The sequence below is a fragment of the Nocardia sp. CDC519 genome (assembly GCF_059509835.1).
The window spans coordinates 5,445,748-5,465,192 of the sequence record NZ_CM183377.1; the positions used below are offsets into that span (position 1 = coordinate 5,445,748).

General features: G+C 67.7%; 20 protein-coding genes, 1 rRNA gene and 1 pseudogene. 10 read left to right on the forward strand and 12 right to left on the reverse strand.

What is annotated here, in order from left to right; genetic code table 11:
- Positions 1–125: 125 nt before the first annotated feature.
- A complete protein-coding gene (locus AC5W7N_RS24620) occupies positions 126–395 on the reverse strand; it encodes a GlsB/YeaQ/YmgE family stress response membrane protein (RefSeq protein ID WP_163814770.1) in 270 nt (89 codons plus the stop codon).
- Between the two features lie 389 nt (positions 396–784).
- Positions 785–1,087, reverse strand: a pseudogene (locus AC5W7N_RS24625) (3-ketosteroid-9-alpha-hydroxylase); the annotation flags it as partial.
- A 364-nt stretch (positions 1,088–1,451) separates the two neighbouring features.
- Between AC5W7N_RS24625 and AC5W7N_RS24630 the strand changes: the two are divergent.
- Positions 1,452–2,105, forward strand: a complete 654-nt coding sequence (locus AC5W7N_RS24630) for a fasciclin domain-containing protein (RefSeq protein ID WP_195021190.1) — start codon at positions 1,452–1,454, stop codon at positions 2,103–2,105.
- Between the two features lie 144 nt (positions 2,106–2,249).
- The gene (locus tag AC5W7N_RS24635) at positions 2,250–3,800 is read left to right on the forward strand and encodes a molybdopterin-dependent oxidoreductase (RefSeq protein WP_195021191.1); all 1,551 of its coding nucleotides are present in this window, start codon (positions 2,250–2,252) and stop codon (positions 3,798–3,800) included.
- A 23-nt stretch (positions 3,801–3,823) separates the two neighbouring features.
- Here the strand turns inward: AC5W7N_RS24635 and AC5W7N_RS24640 are convergent, their stop codons facing one another.
- The 4 genes from AC5W7N_RS24640 to AC5W7N_RS24655 form a co-directional block, all read right to left on the reverse strand.
- Entirely contained in the window at positions 3,824–4,555 is a 732-nt protein-coding gene (locus tag AC5W7N_RS24640) for an anti-sigma factor (RefSeq protein ID WP_195021192.1), read from the reverse strand.
- Positions 4,548–5,201, reverse strand: coding sequence for an ECF RNA polymerase sigma factor SigK (gene sigK / locus AC5W7N_RS24645; RefSeq protein ID WP_163814774.1), 654 nt, complete (start codon positions 5,199–5,201; stop codon positions 4,548–4,550). The genes AC5W7N_RS24640 and sigK overlap by 8 nt, the downstream gene beginning before the upstream one ends.
- Positions 5,202–5,494: 293 nt before the next feature.
- Positions 5,495–5,965: an NUDIX domain-containing protein gene (locus tag AC5W7N_RS24650; RefSeq protein WP_194991255.1), complete on the reverse strand. Its 471-nt coding sequence runs from the start codon at positions 5,963–5,965 to the stop codon at positions 5,495–5,497.
- Positions 5,966–5,969: 4 nt separating this feature from the next.
- The gene (locus tag AC5W7N_RS24655) at positions 5,970–6,710 is read right to left on the reverse strand and encodes a DUF5919 domain-containing protein (RefSeq protein WP_194991254.1); all 741 of its coding nucleotides are present in this window, start codon (positions 6,708–6,710) and stop codon (positions 5,970–5,972) included.
- 164 nt (positions 6,711–6,874) lie between these two features.
- Here AC5W7N_RS24655 and AC5W7N_RS24660 point away from each other — a divergent pair, with 164 nt between their 5' ends.
- Together AC5W7N_RS24660 and rrf are read left to right on the forward strand one after the other, a co-directional pair.
- Positions 6,875–7,174: a hypothetical protein gene (locus AC5W7N_RS24660; RefSeq protein ID WP_195021193.1), complete on the forward strand. Its 300-nt coding sequence runs from the start codon at positions 6,875–6,877 to the stop codon at positions 7,172–7,174.
- Positions 7,175–7,599: 425 nt separating this feature from the next.
- A 5S ribosomal RNA gene (gene rrf / locus AC5W7N_RS24665) occupies positions 7,600–7,716 on the forward strand.
- 135 nt (positions 7,717–7,851) lie between these two features.
- Here rrf and AC5W7N_RS24670 read toward each other — a convergent pair.
- Together AC5W7N_RS24670 and AC5W7N_RS24675 are read right to left on the reverse strand one after the other, a co-directional pair.
- A complete protein-coding gene (locus AC5W7N_RS24670; RefSeq protein ID WP_228815294.1) occupies positions 7,852–9,468 on the reverse strand; it encodes a 3-ketosteroid-delta-1-dehydrogenase in 1,617 nt (538 codons plus the stop codon).
- 507 nt (positions 9,469–9,975) lie between these two features.
- Positions 9,976–10,374 (reverse strand): helix-turn-helix domain-containing protein, encoded by a 399-nt coding sequence (locus tag AC5W7N_RS24675; RefSeq protein ID WP_163812449.1) that lies wholly within the window; start codon positions 10,372–10,374, stop codon positions 9,976–9,978.
- Between the two features lie 113 nt (positions 10,375–10,487).
- On the opposite strand from AC5W7N_RS24675, the gene AC5W7N_RS24680 reads away from it, so the two are divergent.
- From AC5W7N_RS24680 to AC5W7N_RS24690, 3 genes are all read left to right on the forward strand, one after another.
- Positions 10,488–11,213: a VTT domain-containing protein gene (locus AC5W7N_RS24680; RefSeq protein ID WP_163812447.1), complete on the forward strand. Its 726-nt coding sequence runs from the start codon at positions 10,488–10,490 to the stop codon at positions 11,211–11,213.
- A 266-nt stretch (positions 11,214–11,479) separates the two neighbouring features.
- Entirely contained in the window at positions 11,480–12,844 is a 1,365-nt protein-coding gene (locus tag AC5W7N_RS24685) for a hemolysin family protein (RefSeq protein WP_495922276.1), read from the forward strand.
- Positions 12,837–13,871 carry a hemolysin family protein gene (locus AC5W7N_RS24690; RefSeq protein ID WP_195019208.1) on the forward strand — a complete coding sequence of 345 codons (1,035 nt, stop codon included), beginning with the start codon at positions 12,837–12,839 and terminating at the stop codon, positions 13,869–13,871. The genes AC5W7N_RS24685 and AC5W7N_RS24690 overlap by 8 nt, the downstream gene beginning before the upstream one ends.
- Here the strand turns inward: AC5W7N_RS24690 and AC5W7N_RS24695 are convergent.
- On the reverse strand, positions 13,856–14,608 hold the full coding sequence (locus tag AC5W7N_RS24695) for an SDR family oxidoreductase (RefSeq protein ID WP_163812440.1): 753 nt from the start codon (positions 14,606–14,608) through the stop codon (positions 13,856–13,858). The genes AC5W7N_RS24690 and AC5W7N_RS24695 overlap by 16 nt on opposite strands.
- A gap of 117 nt (positions 14,609–14,725) precedes the next feature.
- Here AC5W7N_RS24695 and AC5W7N_RS24700 point away from each other — a divergent pair, with 117 nt between their 5' ends.
- Positions 14,726–15,682, forward strand: a complete 957-nt coding sequence (locus AC5W7N_RS24700; RefSeq protein WP_194990655.1) for a LysR family transcriptional regulator — start codon at positions 14,726–14,728, stop codon at positions 15,680–15,682.
- On the opposite strand, the gene AC5W7N_RS24705 is transcribed toward AC5W7N_RS24700, so the two are convergent.
- Entirely contained in the window at positions 15,608–16,447 is an 840-nt protein-coding gene (locus tag AC5W7N_RS24705) for an SDR family oxidoreductase (protein WP_163812436.1), read from the reverse strand. The two genes, AC5W7N_RS24700 and AC5W7N_RS24705, sit on opposite strands and share 75 nt — an antisense overlap.
- 21 nt (positions 16,448–16,468) lie before the next feature.
- Positions 16,469–17,524: a glucose 1-dehydrogenase gene (locus tag AC5W7N_RS24710; RefSeq protein ID WP_163812434.1), complete on the reverse strand. Its 1,056-nt coding sequence runs from the start codon at positions 17,522–17,524 to the stop codon at positions 16,469–16,471.
- Between the two features lie 180 nt (positions 17,525–17,704).
- Between AC5W7N_RS24710 and AC5W7N_RS24715 the strand changes: the two genes are divergently transcribed.
- A complete protein-coding gene (locus AC5W7N_RS24715; RefSeq protein WP_163812432.1) occupies positions 17,705–17,905 on the forward strand; it encodes a hypothetical protein in 201 nt (66 codons plus the stop codon).
- 104 nt (positions 17,906–18,009) lie between these two features.
- Here the strand turns inward: AC5W7N_RS24715 and AC5W7N_RS24720 are convergent, their stop codons facing one another.
- Positions 18,010–18,615 carry a DUF6328 family protein gene (locus AC5W7N_RS24720; RefSeq protein WP_228806454.1) on the reverse strand — a complete coding sequence of 202 codons (606 nt, stop codon included), beginning with the start codon at positions 18,613–18,615 and terminating at the stop codon, positions 18,010–18,012.
- A gap of 224 nt (positions 18,616–18,839) precedes the next feature.
- Between AC5W7N_RS24720 and AC5W7N_RS24725 the strand changes: the two genes are divergently transcribed.
- Complete coding sequence (locus AC5W7N_RS24725) at positions 18,840–19,262, forward strand: ChaB family protein (RefSeq protein ID WP_163812429.1); 423 nt, start codon at positions 18,840–18,842, stop codon at positions 19,260–19,262.
- Positions 19,263–19,445: the final 183 nt, after the last annotated feature.

The window sequence follows — 19,445 nt, forward strand, 5'->3', positions numbered from 1 at the left end:
CCCCCCCCCCTTTGGTTGATCCCCCCCCCCCAACCCCCCCCCCCCCCCCCCCCCCCCCCCCCCCCCCCCCCCCCCTCCCCCCCCCCTCGGCGGTCGGTGCCGGGGTGCTAGGTCCAGGCCGCGTATCAACGCACCCGGCGGCCTGTGACAGCCAGGTACAGCGCGATCAGGACGACCGCGACCACGATGCCGACCACTAGCGGAATGATCTGGAATCCACCATTGCTGTTGGAGTATCCCGCCTGGTAGGCGATCCAGGAGCCGGCGAAGGAGCCGATCACACCCAGCAGGATCGTCATGATGACACCGATGTTCTGCTTACCCGGCATCACCAGCCGCGCTACCGCGCCAACGAAGAGTCCGACGATGATCGCGCCGATAATCGTTCCGAGCATGAAGATCCTCCTTCTGCGACACGGGCCGAGGGGCCCACGATCGGCATACCACGAACGCCGGCGACCAAACGGCCCCAGTCGGCGTTCGCGGGCTCGCCCGCCGGCGGGCGAGCCCGCGAACAATCACACCGATTGCGTTTCGATGATGCACAGTTCCCCGGAGGCAACTGCCGCGTCGATGGTCCGCCGGATCCGTGAGCACCCGGCCAGCGCCGGTCCCGGCGCCGGCGAAGACGCCAATTCATAGCAGGCGGAACGTGCTTCGGCATTCCACTGCAGACTTGTCTGGGCCCGGCTGCTCTTACGAACCAACACTCGAGCAGCGCACTCGTCGCAACGCAGAGGTTGCAGGGGTACGTCGTCGAGGCGGTTGTCGGTGCGATCCGCGATCATGCCGGTGCCCCGGTCGGATCCGCCTGATCAGCCATATTGTCGGCAACCTCCTTACGCCAGACCGCCTGAGCCCTGGACAGATCGAGTTCGTGCTCGAATCGGTCCACCATCTCCGGGGTGACGTCGGCGCGGTCCAGATAGAACTGGTTGTACCAGCGACGCAGCTGGTAGACCGGCCCGTCCTCCTCGCACAGCAACGGATTATCGATGCGAGCCTTGTGCCGCCAGATCTCGACGTCCTGCTCGAATCCGAGGCGGATGTAATCGCCGAGCGCGACCGCCGCCTGTACCTGGCTTTCCGTCGGCGAAATCGCGAAGCAGGCCAAGGCAGTGCCAGCCGCGCGCGAAGCGGGCCGGCGCGGAGTCGGCCTCGATTTCGCGGAAATCGGAGTCTGATCGCAGAAGTGTCATTGCACCCTCCTCGGAGGAAAAGTGTTCGAGTGCCGCGGCAGGCTGATGTCCGCCACTCGAACGGGCGAGAACACGTTCTAACACGGTTCGCATGCACCGAGACCGGTCGATGTTCACTGATCGGGAAGCGTTGGCCGGTGGGCCACCTCGCCACGGGTCGGGGACCCGTCCGGCATCGATCGCACGACGAACTCCGTACGGCACATAAGAACTGAACGACCGTCCAGGTCGTGGACGAAAGTGATGAACCCGATGAGAATCAATCGCAGTACTCTCGCGATCGCGGTCGTATCGACCGCCGCATTGCTCGGCGCGTCGGCGTGTGGCGACGATTCGTCCAGCGAATCCGCTCCCGCGACGACGATGTCGCCGCCCGCGATGCAGACCAACGAGCCCACCGGCGGCAGCGCCGCGGCGGATCTGGTCGGCCCCGGCTGTGACGAATACGCCGCGCAGGTACCGACCGGCGCGGGCTCGGTCAGCGGCATGGCGCAGGATCCGGTGACGGTGGCGGCGTCGAACAATCCGATGCTGACGACGTTGGTCAAGGCGGTGTCCGGGCAGCTCAACCCGCAGGTGAACCTCGTCGATACGCTCAACGGCGGCGAGTTCACCGTGTTCGCGCCGGTCGACGCCGCCTTCGCCGAGATCGATCCCGCGACCATCGAGTCGCTCAAAACCGACGCCGACACCCTCACCACCATCCTGACCTACCACGTCGTGCCGGGGCGGATCGCACCCTCCGATATCTCGGGCGAACAAGCAACAGTGCAGGGCGGCACGGTGAACGTCACGCGCACCGGTGACGACATCAAGGTCGGCAACGCATCGGTGATCTGCGGTGGGGTGTCCACGGCCAACGCGACGGTCTACATGATCGACGGCGTCTTGATGCCTCCGGCCTGAACCACCTGACTCCCGGATAAGTGGTGCCGCCGGTCGCGGTGACCGAGCACCATCACCGGGGTGGAGAACCGGCCGCGCGGGTTCTCCACCCCGGCGCACGGATCTATCGTTGCCAGCACATCTACCGCCAGGTCTCGAGGCGCCATGGACACAACACACGACCCGAACCACTCGACATCGCGCCCGCCGGGGGTAGTCGCGGCGGCGCTCGCGGGTGCCGTCGCGACCGCGGTCGTACTCGGCGTCGCGGAATTGGTCGCCGCGGTGACGAACCCCGCGGCAGCTCCCTTCGTCGCCGTCGGAGCCACGGTCGTCGATCACACACCGGAGCCGTTGCGGGAGTTCGCCATCGAGCAGTTCGGCACCCGCGACAAGCAGGCCCTGTTCGTGTCGATGGCGCTGGTGATCGCGGCTCTGGCACTCGCCGTCGGGCTGCTCGAACGCACGCGGCCCCTTGGCAGCGCGGTCCTCGGCGTACTCGGCATCGTGGTCGGCATCGTCGTGTGGCAGCGGCCGGGTACCGAGGCGGCAGACGTGATTCCGACAGCGCTCGGGGTGGCCACCGGAATCGTCACGCTGCGCTGGTTGATCAACCGCGCTCCCCGGCCGGAGGTAGCTCGATCCGACCTCACGCGCCGCCGATTCTTGCTGCTGGCAGGCGGTGCGGCAGTCGTCGCGGCCGGCGCGATGGCGACCGGGCAGTGGCTCGGCGAGCGGCTGCGCGCGATCACCGCCGACCGCGCGGCATTCCGGCTGCCCGCCCCACGGGTTGCCGCGCCCCCGCCGCCCGCGGGGACCGACCCGCCGGTGCCGGGCATTACCCCGTTCGTGACCGCCAACGACCGCTTCTACCGGATCGATACCGCGCTACGGATCCCCACCGTAACCCGCGACGACTGGCGGCTGCGCATTCACGGCCGGGTCAACCGAACGGTGCAGTTCTCGATGTCGGATCTGGAGGAACTGACCGCGATCGAGAAGATGATCACGCTGACCTGCGTCTCCAACGAGGTCGGCGGTGATCTGGCAGGCAACGCGGTATGGACCGGATATTCGCTGGCCGAGCTGCTCGCCACGGCAGGCATCGCCCCCGAGGCGGACATGCTGCTCTCCCGCAGCGCGGACGGTTTCACCGCCGGAACACCGGTCGCCGCGATCACCGACGGACGCGATGCTCTCCTCGCCGTCGGCATGAACGGCGAACCGCTGCCACTCGAGCACGGCTACCCGGCTCGCCTGGTCGTCCCCGGGCTGTACGGCTTCGTTTCCGCGACGAAATGGGTTGTCGACCTGGAACTCACCCGGTTCGACGAAGCGACGGCGTACTGGACCGATCGCGGCTGGGCCGAACGCGCCCCGATCAAGGTGGCCTCCCGAATCGACGCTCCCGGCGCGTTCGCCACGGTGGCGGCCGGTCCGGTGATGGTGGCGGGAGTCGCGTGGGCGCAACACCGGGGCATCGCGCTGGTCGAGGTCCGAGTCGACGACGGACCATGGTCTCCGGCCCGCCTCGTCGCCGAATACTCGGCCGACACCTGGCGGCAGTGGACCTGGCGGTGGGACGCGCAACCCGGACGACACACCCTGCGGGTGCGCGCGACCGACGGCGACGGCCAACGGCAGCCAGAGCAGCGGACACCGCCGATCCCGGACGGCGCCACCGGATGGCACTCGGTCGCGGTGACCGTGACCTGACCGGAGACGACGGCCCGGCCGGTTCACCCCAGCGGTACCGCGGCGACCGGGTCGCTCGTCGGCCGGGGCGAGCCACCGGAGGGTTCGACCGTGACCGCCAGTCGCGCACCGTCATCGAACCGGACGACCAGCGGCGATTCCCGATTCGGAATGCTGTCCAGAACGCCTGCCGAATGCGGTTGCCCGTCAGAGGGAATCAACCACATCTGATACACCGTGCCGGGTGGAGGCGACGGCAGATCCTGGAACGATACGGCCGCGGTGGCCAATCCCGGCGAGGAGTAGACGGACATCGTTCCACCGGTGGATGCCTCGACCACTCGACTGCGCGTGTCCGACTCGGTCAGCACCTGTTGCGCGGTGACCCGCCCCGCATCATCTTCCCCGCCGAGAGAGACGGCGACTCCCACCCCGACACCGATCGCGACGATCGCCGCGGCCACCGCCGCCAGCCAGCGCCGCCGCCGCGCCCGGCCGGTGTGCTCGGCGAGCACCGTGACCGTCGCGGGCCGGTCATCGAGGGCACGCATGATCGCCGCCTCGACGTTCGGAGGTGCGGGCACCGCGTCGACCACGGACATATGCGCCAGGGTGTCGCGCAGCGCCCGGACCGTGGCCCGGAATTGCGCCGCGGATCGTTCATCGGCCTGGTCGAGCAGGCGTTCGATCGCGTCGCTGTCCGCTTCCGAGAGCGCATCGAGTGCGTACGGGTAGGCAAGGTCGAGCAGTTCACCGGCCGGCGTATCTTCAGGCATCGCTCACCGCTCCCGCCAGACAGCTCTGCAAACGTTTGAGGCCATCCCGAATCCGGGTCTTCACCGTCGACAACGGTATGCCGAGGTAGGCCGCGACCTCGGAGTACGTCCGGCCGCCGTAATAGGCCAGCGCGACCGTCTCCCGTTGGCGATCGGTCAGGGCGGCCAGGCAGCGGACCACCGCCTGCTCCTCATAGCGCTGATCGACGGTCTCGGCGACCGTATCGTGATCACGGCCGAGATTGCGTTGACCGTACGCGAGCTCCCTTGTCGCCGAGGATGTTTCGGCTCGGACACGGTCTACGGCGCGGCGGTGGGTGATCATCATCAACCAGCCGATCGGACTGGCCAGCCGCTGGTCGTACTGCGCGGCGGTATTCCAAACGTAGAGGTAGACCTCTTGGGTGACCTCCTCGGCCGCGGCGGGTCGCCGGATGATGCGCAGTGCGAGCCCGAACACCCGATCGTGGGTGGATCGGTACAGTTCGGTGAACGCCGTGCGATCGCGGTCGGCGATGCGTTCCAGGTATCCCCCGAGCCGGCGCATGAGTTCTTGCTCCGCGCCGGTCCCGCCGGCCGGGCAGGCAGCGGGCGGATCGGGTTCGCTGTCCGGTTCCCGCTGGCCGAAGCGAGGTCGGTCCGCCATTGCTGTCCGTCTCCGTGGGTCGAGGGCGCCCGAGGGCAGGTGCGCGGCGCGGCGTTCACCGCAACCGGCGACACACTCCCCAGTCGCAGCAATCGCCGATACATGCGAGGAGTTCGTAACAGCCGGTCGATCGGCTTGGGTCGAACGCGTCACACCGTTGCCGGTTCCCGGCACGATACCCATTCCGGTAGCTCCCGCACCGGCAGTGAAGCCGGCCGGGACCCGCGACGAAGACCATCGCTTTCCACGGCCCGACTTGGATTACCCCCTTCTCGCCCGGTCGGCCGGACCGTTCAGCCGAGGTAGGGAGTGCCCCGCCCCTCCAGGTAGTGCGTCAGTCTGAGCCTCTGTGTGTGGTGGATCTCGAGATTGTCGAGATCGGTGGGGTCGACGAACCGTAGTTCGATGGACTCGTCGGATATGGCCAGATCGCCACCGGTTACCTGCGCCAGGAAGCACACGTTGAACTGGCGTCGAACCTCGCCGTCGCTGTAGGCGATGATGTGGCGGGGGTCGGTGTAGGTGCCGACGAGGCCGGTGATCTCGATGTCCAGCCCCGTTTCTTCCTTGACCTCGCGCACAGCACAGCCAGGAAGGCTTTCGGTCATTTCCATCGCACCACCGGGCAACGCCCAGAGGCCGTTGTCGGCGCGGCGCTGCAACAGGATGCGGCCCTTGTCGTCGCACACCACGGCGGAAGCCGCGACGACGAGACTGTTCGGTTCGGGGGCAGCGGGATCGTCGTAGAACTCGGTGCGCGCCATCGGCTTACCCTTCCACCGGTCGGCCAGTGTGCCAGACTGCGTCGAAACTGTCTGTGTACGTGTCGAATAGACCGCCGTCACCGGTACGGCGCAGGTGCCAGACCGGCGCACGGTAAGCGTTCACTCCCCACATGTGGGCGTTGACCAGCATTTCCTCGTCGGCGCAGAAGATGCTGTTGTAGAGCGTCGTGGTGTGGGTCCGCAGCTCGATTCCCGGTGCGGCGTGCAATGGCCGGTAGTGCATCAAGGCGAGGCGGCAGCGCGATTCGATACCGTGCCCGAATTTCTCCTCCCGGCCTCGCTGTCGGACGTTGGTACTGTCGGCGTCGCCGATGGCTATGCGTATCGAACAGCCGGCCTCGGCTCGTTCGAGCAGCAGGTCGTTGAGCCGGGGGTACGCCTCATGCAGGAAGACCGCCGCGTAGACCAGAACGTCGATCCGGTGCCGCGCGGCCGCGAAGAGGTTGATGAACATCGACGGAGGTACGTCGGCCCGCTGGTCATAGAGAGCAATGAGTTCCCGGCTGACGGCCCGCGCCGTGCGTGCCTGTTGTAGGGCCGGCCATAGGGCGTTGACGTCCTCGCCCAGACACTCGGCAGCTCGGATTGCGGTGCGCCGCCGGGGGACGCGACCGAGATTCACCCAGCGTTCAACCGATTTCGGGTCAACACCTGTCGCCTCGGCCAAATTCGCGTGAGTCCATCCCCGGGCCGCGATCGCGGCCCGCAACCTCTCATTCGCCATAGGGACGTTGTACACCAGTCGGGACGTCCCGAAGTGGGAAACATAGGAGGTTCCGCCGTCCCCATGATCAACGAGAGGCTGAGCCCCAGGCCGCGCCGCCCGGTCGATCATGAGTCCCGGGCGGCGGGGCACCTCAGCACTCGATCGAGGGAGTTGGTGCGTGCATGAAGCCGATAGCTCTGGGATGGATCGACTACGACCGCAGTACGGCGCCGGACTGGGGCGCTGCCCAGGTTCAACGGCTCGCGCGCCGGTTGGGGTATCGGCTGGTGTGGCCGGAAATTTTTTCACCTCTGCCGTTAGCTGATCAGGCACGCGGCGCCCGCGCCGAGATGGTCATCCTGCCCGCACCCGATCACGTCGACCCGCTAGCACTCGATGGCCTCATGCATATCGTCGACGTTGAGACCGTGCATCCCCGACTGTCATTCGCCCGTTGGTCGATCGCCGGCGGCCTGGCGTGAACGGCTGGGCAGCCGTTGGATACGCCGTTGCGTGTGGCCTGCCGTTGCTGGTGATCGCCGCGGCGATCTGCTGGCCGTATGACAACGGTGACAAGTAGCGTCGAATTCCGGAGACAACGAAAAAGCCCTCCACCTGCTTGTGCAGGTAGAGGGCTTTTCTAGGCTCCCCCATCTGGACTCGAACCAGAAACCTGCCGAGGATCTGGCCGCACGACAACTGGGCACAACCGTCAGCCACGATCGACTACTCGAAATGGGCTCCGACCTCGTGTTATCGAGAAACGCGGCGCAACTCTCCGCAACTAATCGGGGCGCTGTACGACCCGACGACGAACAACTTTGTTGAGAGTTTCCTGCGAGTGGTTCGGGTTCGGATCCGGGTGCATTGCCGCATGCGTCGCACCTCTGAGACGTTCCGATTGAGTTACGGCGGCTATAGCGGTGGGGAAACGCCCGGTCCCATTCCGAACCCGGAAGCTAAGGCCACCTGCGCCGATGGTACTGCACTCGACAGGGTGTGGGAGAGTAGGACACCGCCGGAACATCCTTTCACGAAGGCCCCCGACCACGGTCGGGGGCCTTCGTCGTTTCCAGGGATTTATGCGTCCGAAAAACATTTCGCCGCCCAGGTCGTAATGACCGGGCGGCGAAATATCTTTACGTCGAGATGGGCGCTGCTACGACTGGCCGGCCGCGTCTCGTGCTGCGATGTAACCGAATACGAGCCCCTGGCCGATCGTCGCGCCCGCTCCCGGGTAGGTGCGGCCGAAGACATTGGCGGCGGTGTTGCCGATGGCGTACAGGCCCTCGATGGCGGAGCCGTCCTCACGCAGCACGCGCGCGCGTTCGTCGGCGAGAACCCCGCCGCAGGTGCCGAGATCGCTCAAGGTCGTCTTCACCGCGTAGAACGGTCCGCTGGTCAGCGGCCGCAAATTCGGATTCGGCTGGATGGTGGGATCACCGTAGTAGCGGTCGTATGCGCTTTGGCCACGCTGGAACTCGCTGTCGGTGCCGGTCATCGCGTCCTCATTGAAACGGCGGAACGTCTCGGCGAACGTGTGCTCCGGTACGCCGATCTTGCGGGCGAGCTCGGCCGGATCGTCGGCCTTGTGGGCGATTCCGGCCTCGTACCACGCCTGCGGCAGCGGCTGGCGCGGAAACAACCCGGCCGCGAAGATGTAGCTGTTGCGGTACTTCTGATCGAACACGATCCACGCGGACTCCACAGGATCGCCCGCACGCTCACGCTCGAGGATGCGCTGCCCGTACGACATGTAATCGATGGACTCGTTGATGAACCGGCGCCCCGTCTGGTCGACGATGAACGAGCCGGGCAGCGAACGCTCGGCCAGCATCACCGTCGGTGCTCCGCCCGGCAGCGCCGCCACCGCCGGGAACCACCAGGCCTGATCCATCAACCCGGTCGTCGCGCCGGTCTCCTGCGCGACCCGGATCGCGTCACCGGTGTTTCCTTCGGCGCCGAGGCTCTCATGCTCGCCGAGCCGCTCGGACTGGTACTTGTGCCGCATCGCCATATCGTGGTCGAAGCCGCCGGCGGCGAGCACCACACCACGACGGGCGGTCACGGTGACTTCCCGGCCATCGTGGGCGACGACGGCGCCGGTGACGCGATCACCTTCGGTGATGAGGCGGACCAGGCTGGTCTCGGTCCAGACCGGGATCCCCGCACGCACCACACCGGCGAACAGGCCGGCCGCCAGCGCCTGACCGCCCGCCATGTACTCGCGGCGCAGCGCCAGACCGCCGACGCCCTGCGCGAGCCGCTTGAGGATGCGGGGAACGCCCTTGCTGGGCACCCTCGCCACCAGGTTCATCCACTTGTAGTCAGCGCCGGTGGTGGGCATCGGCACGGGAGCTTCCATCAGGCCGGGGCGCAGCCGTCGGCGTTCGGCGCGGAGCACCGACGCGTTGAACGGCCGGCATTCGCAGGTGCGTCCGATCGCGGACCCACCCGGAAGTTCCGGATGGTAATCCGAATAGCCTTCGGCCCAGAAGAACTTCATCGGCGTCAAGCGCTGCATCATCTCGACGGTCGCGGCGGAATTGTCGACGAACGCCTTGCCGCGTTCGGCCGGGGCAGAATCACCGACCACGGCACGCAGGTAGGTCTCGGCGCGTTCCTGCGAATCACCGGCGCCCGCTTGCCGCAGGATCGGGTTGTCGGGCAGCCAGAACGCGCCACCGGAGCGCGCCGTCGAACCGCCCACGTATTCGGTCTTCTCGATGATGAGGGTGGACAGCCCCAGTTCGTTCGCCGTCAAGGCGGCGGCCATACCGGTGCCTGCGCCGACGACCAGCAGGTCGACGGTGGTGTCACCAACCGTTGGGGCGGGTGCGGAACGGGTGCGCAATGGTGTACTCCTTCTTCTGGTATGAGCGCTGTGGACGCGCGCTCGGCGGCGGACCGCAGGACGGCACCCTCCGGCGGAGAACCCGCCGCGAATCGCTCTTCTGTTCGGTGCGGCGTCGGCCGACCCCTCGCGCCGAAGCGCCGGTGACCGGGGACGGTCCGCGGCACATCGGGTGGCGCGGCCACGCCGCGGCTCTTCGCCGGCCGGCTATTCGACCGCGCTGTGGAGTCGCCGCGTGACGCAGCACACGCTACGGCTGGTTCATCGTCGTAGCTCGACGGTTCCCGCTGTGCGGGAACCTCCCGGACAGCGCTGAGCAGCAATCTTGTGTCGACGACAGCGCGCATCCACCGCGATATCGACCGATATCGAATCAGTGCGCAAACCGGGCGTGGCGCGGACGACTTGCGACGCTGTTCGGCCGGCTGCTCACAGCAGCGGGAGGGTGGGCTGGATTTCTATCGCGACCGAGACCAGGGAGTGCACGCGCGCGGCGATGATGTTGAGCAGGCCCTGGATTTCGGCGGGGGCGGATTCGGCGGCGGTCTGGAGGTTCTTGAGGTCGCCGTCGAGCTGGGCGAGGGTTTCGGCGGTGTCTCGGGGCCGGGCTCGAAGGGCCGCCGCGATCTCGTCGAGGGGGATGCCCTGGGCCTCCAGGCGCTGGATGAGGTGGATACGGTCGACGTCGCGGGGGTGGTAGAGGCGGTAGCCGCCCCCGGTACGTTCGGCGGGGGTGAGCAGGCCGAGTCCGGTGTAGTAGTCGATGGTCCGGTTGCTGACTCCCGCGCGGGCGGCCAATTCGCCGATGCGGACCAGAGTGTCGGGCATGGGCCTCCTTTCGCGCGGCGGTCACACGATACAGCGCGTGCCGGGCCCCGGCCTGTGTGGAGCGTCATGAGTTACCCGAACCATACAGTTGCGCGTGTTACTGTGGGATCTCGATGAGCACTTACCTGTCGGCCGAGTCGATCACCCACCTGGCGCTGCTGCCGGGATTCCTCGACCCGGTGAACCTGCTGAACTCCTTCGGTACCTGGATGCTGGTCGGCCTGCTGGCTGTCGTGTTCATCGAATCCGGGCTGCTGTTCCCGCTGCTTCCCGGCGATTCGCTGCTGTTCACGGCAGGACTCATCGCCGCCTCGAAATCCACCGAGATCGAGCCGTTCGCGCCGATCTGGTTGTTGCTGATCCTGATTCCGCTGGCTGCCATCGCTGGTGATCAGGTCGGGTATCTCATCGGAGCACGCGGCGGCACCGCGCTGTTCAAGAACGACGATGCCCGGCTGTTCAAGAAGAAGTACATCGACGAGTCGCACGCGTTCTTCGAGAAGCACGGGCCGATCACCATTGTGCTGGCCCGCTTCGTGCCCATCGTGCGCACCTTCGCACCGGTGGTCGCCGGTGCCTCCGGCATGCGTTATCCGGTCTTCGCCCTCTACAACGTCGTCGGCGGCGTGCTGTGGGGTGCGGGCGTCACCTATCTGGGTTATCTGCTCGGCCAGATCGCGGTGGTCCGCGACAATATCGACCTGATCTTCCTGCTGATCGTGGCGGTGTCGGTGCTGCCGATCGTCATCGAGGTGGGCAAGCGAATGCTGGCGAGCCGGAATTCCACCGAACCCGACGCTGCCGCTTCCGAGGACGCCGAGGAATCTGTGCGGTCCTGAAAGTCGTCGCGGCCGGGGTGGACTCGGCGAGCGTGTGAAACCATGCGGCCCGCAGCATTTCCGCGAACCCGAACGCGTCGGTCATACGCTTCCCGTCCTACCGCCGATATCGTTGGGCACCCGATCGGGCGGCCCGCCCGGCACCGACCGGGCGCCTTGTCCACATGTCGTTCCAGCCACGGAGAGACACGCATGAAACGCGCATCGCGCAAGGGCCGAAAACCCGGCCCGCCCCCTGACGACCCCCCGAGACCGGGGCAGCGGCAATGCTGACCGTCGCCGGCATCGCGCTCGGCATCCTCGTCGTCCTGCTCATCACCGCGCTCACCGGCTACTTCGTCGCCCAGGAATTCGCGTACATGGCCGTCGATCGGTCCCGGTTGAAGGCGCGCGCCGAAGCCGGTGACAGATCGGCGGAACGGGCGCTCGGCGTCACCCGTCGGACCTCGTTCATGCTCTCCGGCGCCCAGCTCGGCATCACCGTCACCGGCCTGCTCGTCGGTTACGTCGCCGAACCGTTGATCGGGCGCGGGCTCGGCGAATTGCTCGGCGGGATCGGGGTGCCCGCGGGCGCCGGCATCGCGGTCGGCGCGGTGCTGGCGATCGCGTTCTCCACACTTGTGCAAATGCTCTTCGGTGAGCTGTTCCCGAAGAACCTCGCCATCGCCAGGCCCGAACCGGTCGCGCGCCGGCTTGCCATGTCCACCACGGTCTATCTGAAGCTGTTCGGCTGGCTGATCCGGTTGTTCGACCAGTCGTCGAATCTGTTGCTGCGCGCACTGCGGATCGAACCGGTGCACGACGTGGAGCACTCGGCCACTCCGCGCGACCTCGAGCACATCGTCGCCACCTCGCGGGACGCCGGCGAACTGCCGCGCGAATTGTCGACGCTGCTCGACCGGATCCTGGACTTCCCGACCGCCGATGCCGAGCACGCCATGATCCCGCGTTCGCGTGTCGACACCGTGCACATCGACGACCCGGTCGACGACGTACTGGCCCGCATGGGTACCGGCCATACCCGGTATCCCGTTGTCGGGACCTCGAGTGACGACCTGCGCGGCATCATCCACCTGCACGACCTGCTCGACGGCTCCGCCGAGGGGACCGCCGCTCAGCACCTGCGCGAGGCGGTCGTGGTTCCCGGCTCACTGGCCTTACCCGAGGTCGTCGCGCAGCTGGATGCGGCCGGCGACGAGATGGCGCTGGTAGTCGACGAATACGGTGGTTTCGCCGGCATCGTCACGATCGAGGACATCGCCGAGGAACTGGTCGGTGAGATCGCCGACGAACACGACATCGGCCCCGATACCGCCATCGTCGCCGAGTCCGATGGCTGGCTCGTCGCGGGTGATGTGCACCTGGACGAGGTCGAGCGCGTGCTCGACGTCGAGCTGCCCGCCGGTGACTACGAAACGATCGCCGGGCTCGTCATTTCCGCATACGGCGGCCTTCCGGATCCGGGCACTCGGACAGAGATCGCGCTCGAACCCAGCGGCGCCGACTACATCGATGAGCACGGTTCGGTCGAGCGCACTGTGCGGGCGGAGGTCAGGGCGGTGGCCAAGCATGTGCCCGCGTCGGTGTTCGTGAATCTGCGGATCGAGCGGAAGGCGGCCGAGGATGAGTAATCCATGGGTTGTCGCGGCTGTCACAACCGCCTTGATCGCGGCCAGCGCCTTCTTCGTCGCGGTCGAGTTCGCGCTGATCGCGGCGCGGCGGCACCGCCTCGAAGACGCCGCCGCGACCAGCTCCGCCGCCCGCGCCGCACTGCGCAGTTCGTCGGAACTGTCGGTGTTGCTCGCGGGTTCGCAACTCGGCATCACCGTCTGCACGCTGGCGCTGGGCGCGGTCACCAAACCTGCCGTGCACCACTGGCTCACGCCGTTGTTCGAGCGTCTCGGCGCGCCGTTGTGGGCCGCCGATGCCGCCGGGTTCGTGCTGGCCCTGGTGATCGTCACCTTCCTGCATCTGGTGGTGGGGGAGATGGCGCCCAAGTCGTGGGCGATCGCGCATCCCGAGCGTTCGGCCACGGTGCTGGCGATTCCGATGCGCGCCTTCATGGCGGTCACCAGGCCGCTGCTGAAACTGCTGAATCAGATGGCGAACCGGTGCCTGCGCCGCGTCGGGGTGACGCCGGTCGACGAAGTGGATTCCGGGCAGGACCCGGCGGCATTGCGTCATCTCGTCGAACATTCGGCTACCGCAGGCACCCTCGACGAACGTTATCGCGGCAACCTGATCAGCGCGCTCGAGCTGGAACAACTGTCCGTCGGCGACCTCATGCGCCGGGAGGCCGACCCCGATGCGGTCGCACCCGACGCACATCGGGAGGCGATCCGAGCGATGTCTCGCACTACCGGCCACCTGCGGCTGCTGGTGCGTGACGGTGACGGTTTCCGCGGGGTCGTGCACGTGCGCGACAGCCTCACCGCCACACCGGAGGCCACGGCGGCCGAGCTGATGCGCCCGGTGCTGACCCTGTCGGCGACCATGCCCATTTACGAGGCGCTGCGCACCATGCGCGAAACCCGTACCCATCTGGCGGTGGTGACCGGCGGCCCGACCGGCGAACCGGTCGGGCTGATCACCATCACCGATGTGCTGCGACGGCTCTTACCCACCGCTACCGGGGCGCCGGATCAGCGGGTGGTGTAGCCGCCGTTGGCGAAGATGGTCTGCCCGGTGACCCAGCCACCGTCGGTGACGAGGAATTCCACCAGCGGCGCGATGTCCTCGATGCGGGTCAGCCGTCCGCCCATCGCCTGCGACTTGTGGAACTCCACGCGCTCGGGAGTTTCCTGCGGATAGAAGAACGGGGTGTCCATCGGGCCCGGTGCCACATTGTTGACCGCGATGCCGCGCGCGGCGAACTCCTTGGCAGCGGCGCGGGTGAAGTGCTCGACCGGGCTTTTCGCTCCGGCGTAGGTGGAGTAGCCATCGGTGAACGCGGCCAGCAGCGAGGTGACGACGGTGACGATGCGTCCGCCGTCGGCGAGCCGCTTGCCCGCCTCCTGCAAGAAGAAATAGGCGGCCTTGGCGTTGATGTCGAACATCGAGTCGTACTCGGCCTCGGTGACGTCGATGATCGGTTTACGCAACACCTTGCCGACGGTGTTCACCGCGATGTCGACCGTGCCGAAAGCTGCGACGGCCGCGTCGAACATCGCGGTCACCGTCGCGGGCACAGTGAGATCGCCCTGGAAGGTGATCGCTTTCGCGCCCGCAGCTTCGACCGCGGCCACGGTCTTCTCGGCGTCGGCCTCGGTGCTCGCGCTGTTGTAGTGCACCAGAATGTCGGCGCCCTGTTCGGCGAGGGTGGTGCTGATCAGGCCGCCCAGGTTCTTCGCGCCCGCGGCGACGATGGCGGATTTGCCGGCCAGTTTGTCGGTCATCGTGGTGTCCTCACTTGTTCGGGAAGTGGTGTCGACACCGACGCTATGACCGAACGTGACAAATGAAAAACAGATCTTCGCCGTAGTTTCACAAGCAACACTTGTTAGCCTGGCAGGATGCCTGATGACGTGCTCGACCCCCGCCGACTCCGCCAGTTCCTTGCCGTCGCCGAGCACATGAACATGAGCCGGGCCGCGGCCGAACTGCATCTCACTCAGCAGGCGGTGAGCAGCACCATCAAGACCCTCGAACGCGATCTCGGGGTGCGGCTGCTGCACCGTTCGGGCCGTCGGATCTCGCTGACCGCGGCGGGTGCGGCGCTGCACGCGGGGGCCAGGCCGGTGATCGACGCGGCGGCCGCGCTGGCCCGGTCGACCAGACAGTCCGCGCATGGCGAGCGCGCGCAGCTGGTGATCGGCCACACCCCCGCGATTTCATCCGAGGAAGTATTCGATCTGACCGCCGGTGTCCGCGCGGCCTTCCCGGACGCGTCGATCACCGCGCGCCAGTGTTTCCCCGACGAACTGGTCGCCGCGCTGCGCGAGGGGGCGGCCGACGTGGCGTTGCGGCGCGGCGCCACAACGCCCGAGGACGTCGCAGCCGCCGTCATCGCCTACACGCCGTTGCATGTGGCTGTGGCCGCCGCTCATCCCCTGGCTGCGCACACTTCGCTGCGGATGGATCAGCTCGCCGGTGAACGGCTCATCGTGTGGGGCCCGCCCGGTACGTCCTTCTATGCCGATTATCTGCTGTCGATCTGCCGGCGCGCCGGGTTCGAGCCGTCCGTCGTCGTCAACCACATCCAGGGCACGGCGCCGACGACCGCCGTGATCGGCACCGACTGCTTCGCCTTCGTCACCGCCGAACCGGGCACCTACCACCACGGGCAGACAGTGGTCCGCCCGATCGATCAGCCACCGGTCGCCCCGGTCCAGGCGCTCTGGTTGCGGCACACCGAATCCGCCTTGCGGCGAACGTTTCTCAGTGGGCCGCAGGAGTCAGAGGATGGGCCTGCCGCCGGTGACGGCGAGGCGGGCACCGGAGATGTAGCTGCCGTCGTCACAGGCCAATAAGACGTAGGCGGCGGCCAGTTCGGCGGGCTGGCCGGCGCGGCCGAGGGGGACGTCGTCGCCGAAGGCGGTGACCTTCTCCACCGGCATGGTCGACGGGATGAGCGGCGTCCAGATCGGGCCGGGCGCCACGCTGTTGACCCGGATTCCCTTGTCGCCCAGCAGTTGGGCGAGGCTGGCCGAGAAGTTGGCGATGGCCGCCTTGGTCGCGGCGTAGGGGGCCAGCGTCGGGGAGGGCATATCGGAATTGACCGAGGAGCTGCCGATGATCGACGAGCCCGGCGGCATATGCGGGACCGCGGCCTTGACCAGATGGAAGTAGGCGCCGACGTTGACGCGGAAGGTGTAGTCGAATTCCTCGGCGCTGATCTCCTCCAGGGTTTCGTGGGTCATCTGGTAGGCGGCATTGCTGACCAGCACATCGATGTGCCCGAATTCGCGCACGGCGTGCTCGATGACGGTGCGGCAGTGATCGGGATCGGCCAGATCGCCCGGCACCAGCTCGGCGCGACGGCCCGCTTGCTCCACCAGCTGCGCCACCTCCTGCGCGTCCTCGTGCTCGTCCAGATAGGAGATGAGCACATCGGCGCCCTCGCGGGCGAAGGCGATGGCGACCGCTCGGCCGATTCCGCTGTCGGCGCCGGTGACGACGGCGGCCTTACCGGTCATCTTGCCCGAGCCGCGGTAGCTGTCCTCCCCGCAGTCCGGGCGCGGCTGCATCTGCGACTGGATGCCGGGGACCTTTTGCTGCTGTTCGGGAAAGCCCATGGTGATGTCCTTTCTCAGCGGTCAGTGCTCATCGAGGGCGATGACGACCTTCACGTCATCGGGGTCGGGGGTGAACGCGTCGGCGAACTTCGTCAGTGGCAGGCGGCGGGTGATGAGGCCGTCGAGCCAGGCCGGGTCGGCGGCGGCGAGTGCGTCGGCGGCGAGACGGTAGTGGCGCAGGTTGGCATTGACGGAGCCGACCACCACGTCGTTTTCCAGCACGATGTCGCGGTGCACAGCGCCGGCGTCGACCTCGATCAACCGGCCCACCGGCGACACTCCGGTCAGGCACACCACCCCGAACGGGGCGGTATTGCCCATGGCGGCGAAGACCACCTGGTTCGCGCCGGTGGCCTCGATGATGATGTCGGGGCGCAGGCTCTCGGCGACCGCGGCGGCGTCGCCGTGGTGGTAGGTGGCGCCGAGATCGCGGACCAGGCGCGGTTTCGCGCCGTGCTCGACCCGATCGAGCACGTGCACGTCGAGGCCGCGCCGGCTGCCGAGCAGGGCGGCGAGCAGGCCGATCGGCCCGGCACCGGTTACCAGCACCCGCGACGGCGCGAACCAGCCGCGCTCACCGATGCGTTCGACCTGCTCCCAGGCCTTGGCGACCACGCTGGCCGGTTCCAGTAGCACGCCGACCCGCGCCAGCCGCGGATCCAGCGTCACCGCGTATTCCGGGTCCACACACCACTGTTCGGCGCCGTACCCGTCGAGCTCCTTGATGCCGCGTTCGGTGTAGCGGCCGTTGCGGCAGTTGTCGAATTCGCCGCGGGCGCAGGCCTCGCACGGCACCGGGTCGGGGCGGCGCACGACTCCGACGACGAGATCTCCGGCGGAGAAATCCGAGCCGTCCGGTGCGCTGCGGACCCGGCCGAGGGATTCATGGCCGAGGATCAGCCGGTCTTTGCCCGGTGGCGGCGTGCCGTAGGCGCCGTCGGCGATGTCCCGGTCGGTGCCGCACACACCTACCGCGAGTCCATCGACCAGAAGTTCGCCCGGGCCGGGTTCGGGGTCGGGCAGCTCGTCCAGGCGCAGTGATTCTGGGCGGGCCGGATCCACGGTGAGCGCGCGCATGATGCCGGGCTACCCGTATCCGCGCAGGTCATTCGTCGGCCGCGAGACCTGGTGCCGGACAACCGGTTCGCCGGTGGAGATCGGCGAGAAAAAGTCGGGGCATCGGCGATTAGTCCGTGACGGACCGGGAATCGCACCCCTCGAGGCCGGTGACGGTCTCAGACCAGAAAGGAGTACGAGATGGCAGACTCCAAGAATCCTGGGCAGTTCGGCAATCGTCCGGACACGGAGGAGCAGGCCCGCCGCGGCGGTCAGGCCAGCACGGGTAGCTTCGGCGAGCGCAACGCCGCCGATCCGAGCCAGGCCGGTCGCAAGGGCGCCCAAGCTCAGCCGACCGAAGCGAAGGCACGCGGTGGGCAGCACAGCCATGGCGGCCACTGACCGCCGCCCACCCGACGGTCGCAGCCGCTAGCGGCTGATCCGGACCCGGCGTCGCCACGCCCCGCACCCCTCCGGAACGTATGCGCGCCGGGTCCGTTGCTGGTCTACGAGGCAGCCCGGCGACCGTTGCGCGGAGCGGCGTCGCCCCGCATCACGCTCAACCGCCTGCGCATCGGCGCCACCAGCCACACCACGACGAACACCACCGCTGTCGCCACTCCGGTGACGATGGCAGCGACCGGCCCGACGACCACATCGACGATCAGCGTCGTCACCCCGCACATCGCCACCCCGAGCAGTGCCAGACCGGCCAGCGTGCACCGGTGCGCCGCGGTGACGATGGTCTGCAACCGGTGCCTGCGGAACAGCAGCCGATGCCAGGAGACCGGAGCCACCAGGAAGATGGTGCCGCCCACCGCCGCGCCCGCGGTGACCAGATACACCGCTCGCATACCGGAATCGAGGGCATCGAACGAGGACTGGAACGGCAGGATCATCAGGAAACCGGTCAGCAATTGCACGCCGGTCTGCAATACCCGCAGCTCCTGCAGCAGATGCGCCCAATTGCGGTCCAGCCGCTGCGTGGGGGTCTCGGCCCGGGCATGCCAGTTCCAGGTGTCGTGATCGGCGCCCGCGGGCGTGGAGCCGCGTCGATGGCCCGGACGCCGCGGCCGGGCATTGCCCGTGGAGTGTGTGCGACGTACCGGCATAGCGTTCCTCTGTGTTCACCTGCGATGGTCCGGGGACCTGGTTGCGGCGTACCCGCAGCGAACCCGCTCATGCAAGCGGTCGAGGACCTCGAACCGGGCTCACCGATCACCGTAACGCCGCGGCCCGGCGATTCGGCGGTGGTGCACCGGGTACGTCATCGATAGCGGAGCGGTCGGCCGGCGACGCCCGGCCGGACGCCGGAAGCTCAGGAAGGAGCTCTGCGATGCCGAAGACAACCGCACGTGGCGAGGCCAAGCGCTCGGAGTTGCCGAGCACGGTGGCGCGCTCGAGTGAGAAGGCGCAGCGAACCTTCGCCAAGGCCCACGACGCCGCGCTCGAGGAGTACGGCAGCGAATCCCGTGCGCACCGGGTGGCCTACAGCGCGCTCAAGCACAGCTATGAGAAGGTCGGCGACCATTGGGAGCCGAAGGAACGCCGCGGGCCCTCCGACGAACGGGCCGCGAGCGGCGGGCCGAACGCGAAGGGCGATACCGCCGAGGGCGTGAACGCCAACGCGACCAAAAAGCACCTGATCAACGTCGCGGGACGGCTGGAGATCACCGGCCGCTGGAAGATGACCAAGTCCGAATTGATCGACGCCATCGAGAAGACCAATCGCCGGAAGACCGCGGCTCGACGCGGGTGAAGCCCGGCGCGAACGTCGGTTTCGCGCCGGTCGGACAGGGAATTACGCGACTGTAGGCAGGGCCGGTTGTCGAGAAAACGGCACCGGCCCCCCGGGGGGAACCGCATGAATGCCGGTCGGAGCAGGACAGCTCGACAACGGCGTCGGCTCGGCCCGACCGGTGATGTCCCGGCCGCGTGAGCG

Excerpts from the sequence above, each read along its gene's own strand:
- AC5W7N_RS24695 (WP_163812440.1), bottom strand. The coding sequence starts at position 14,608 with ATGACCGACAAACTGGCCGGCAAATCCGCCATCGTCGCCGCGGGCGCG.
- AC5W7N_RS24680 (WP_163812447.1), top strand. The coding sequence starts at position 10,488 with ATGAGCACTTACCTGTCGGCCGAGTCGATCACCCACCTGGCGCTGCTG.
- AC5W7N_RS24700 (WP_194990655.1), top strand. The coding sequence starts at position 14,726 with ATGCCTGATGACGTGCTCGACCCCCGCCGACTCCGCCAGTTCCTTGCC.
- AC5W7N_RS24650 (WP_194991255.1), bottom strand. The coding sequence starts at position 5,965 with ATGGCGCGCACCGAGTTCTACGACGATCCCGCTGCCCCCGAACCGAAC.
- AC5W7N_RS24705 (WP_163812436.1), bottom strand. The coding sequence starts at position 16,447 with ATGGGCTTTCCCGAACAGCAGCAAAAGGTCCCCGGCATCCAGTCGCAG.
- AC5W7N_RS24620 (WP_163814770.1), bottom strand. The coding sequence starts at position 395 with ATGCTCGGAACGATTATCGGCGCGATCATCGTCGGACTCTTCGTTGGC.
- AC5W7N_RS24710 (WP_163812434.1), bottom strand. The coding sequence starts at position 17,524 with ATGCGCGCGCTCACCGTGGATCCGGCCCGCCCAGAATCACTGCGCCTG.
- AC5W7N_RS24670 (WP_228815294.1), bottom strand. The coding sequence starts at position 9,468 with ATGGCCGCCGCCTTGACGGCGAACGAACTGGGGCTGTCCACCCTCATC.
- AC5W7N_RS24635 (WP_195021191.1), top strand. The coding sequence starts at position 2,250 with ATGGACACAACACACGACCCGAACCACTCGACATCGCGCCCGCCGGGG.
- sigK (WP_163814774.1), bottom strand. The coding sequence starts at position 5,201 with ATGGCGGACCGACCTCGCTTCGGCCAGCGGGAACCGGACAGCGAACCC.
- AC5W7N_RS24725 (WP_163812429.1), top strand. The coding sequence starts at position 18,840 with ATGCCGAAGACAACCGCACGTGGCGAGGCCAAGCGCTCGGAGTTGCCG.
- AC5W7N_RS24675 (WP_163812449.1), bottom strand. The coding sequence starts at position 10,374 with ATGCCCGACACTCTGGTCCGCATCGGCGAATTGGCCGCCCGCGCGGGA.
- AC5W7N_RS24660 (WP_195021193.1), top strand. The coding sequence starts at position 6,875 with ATGAAGCCGATAGCTCTGGGATGGATCGACTACGACCGCAGTACGGCG.
- AC5W7N_RS24690 (WP_195019208.1), top strand. The coding sequence starts at position 12,837 with ATGAGTAATCCATGGGTTGTCGCGGCTGTCACAACCGCCTTGATCGCG.
- AC5W7N_RS24720 (WP_228806454.1), bottom strand. The coding sequence starts at position 18,615 with ATGCCGGTACGTCGCACACACTCCACGGGCAATGCCCGGCCGCGGCGT.
- AC5W7N_RS24640 (WP_195021192.1), bottom strand. The coding sequence starts at position 4,555 with ATGCCTGAAGATACGCCGGCCGGTGAACTGCTCGACCTTGCCTACCCG.
- AC5W7N_RS24655 (WP_194991254.1), bottom strand. The coding sequence starts at position 6,710 with ATGGCGAATGAGAGGTTGCGGGCCGCGATCGCGGCCCGGGGATGGACT.
- AC5W7N_RS24630 (WP_195021190.1), top strand. The coding sequence starts at position 1,452 with ATGAGAATCAATCGCAGTACTCTCGCGATCGCGGTCGTATCGACCGCC.
- AC5W7N_RS24685 (WP_495922276.1), top strand. The coding sequence starts at position 11,480 with ATGCTGACCGTCGCCGGCATCGCGCTCGGCATCCTCGTCGTCCTGCTC.
- AC5W7N_RS24715 (WP_163812432.1), top strand. The coding sequence starts at position 17,705 with ATGGCAGACTCCAAGAATCCTGGGCAGTTCGGCAATCGTCCGGACACG.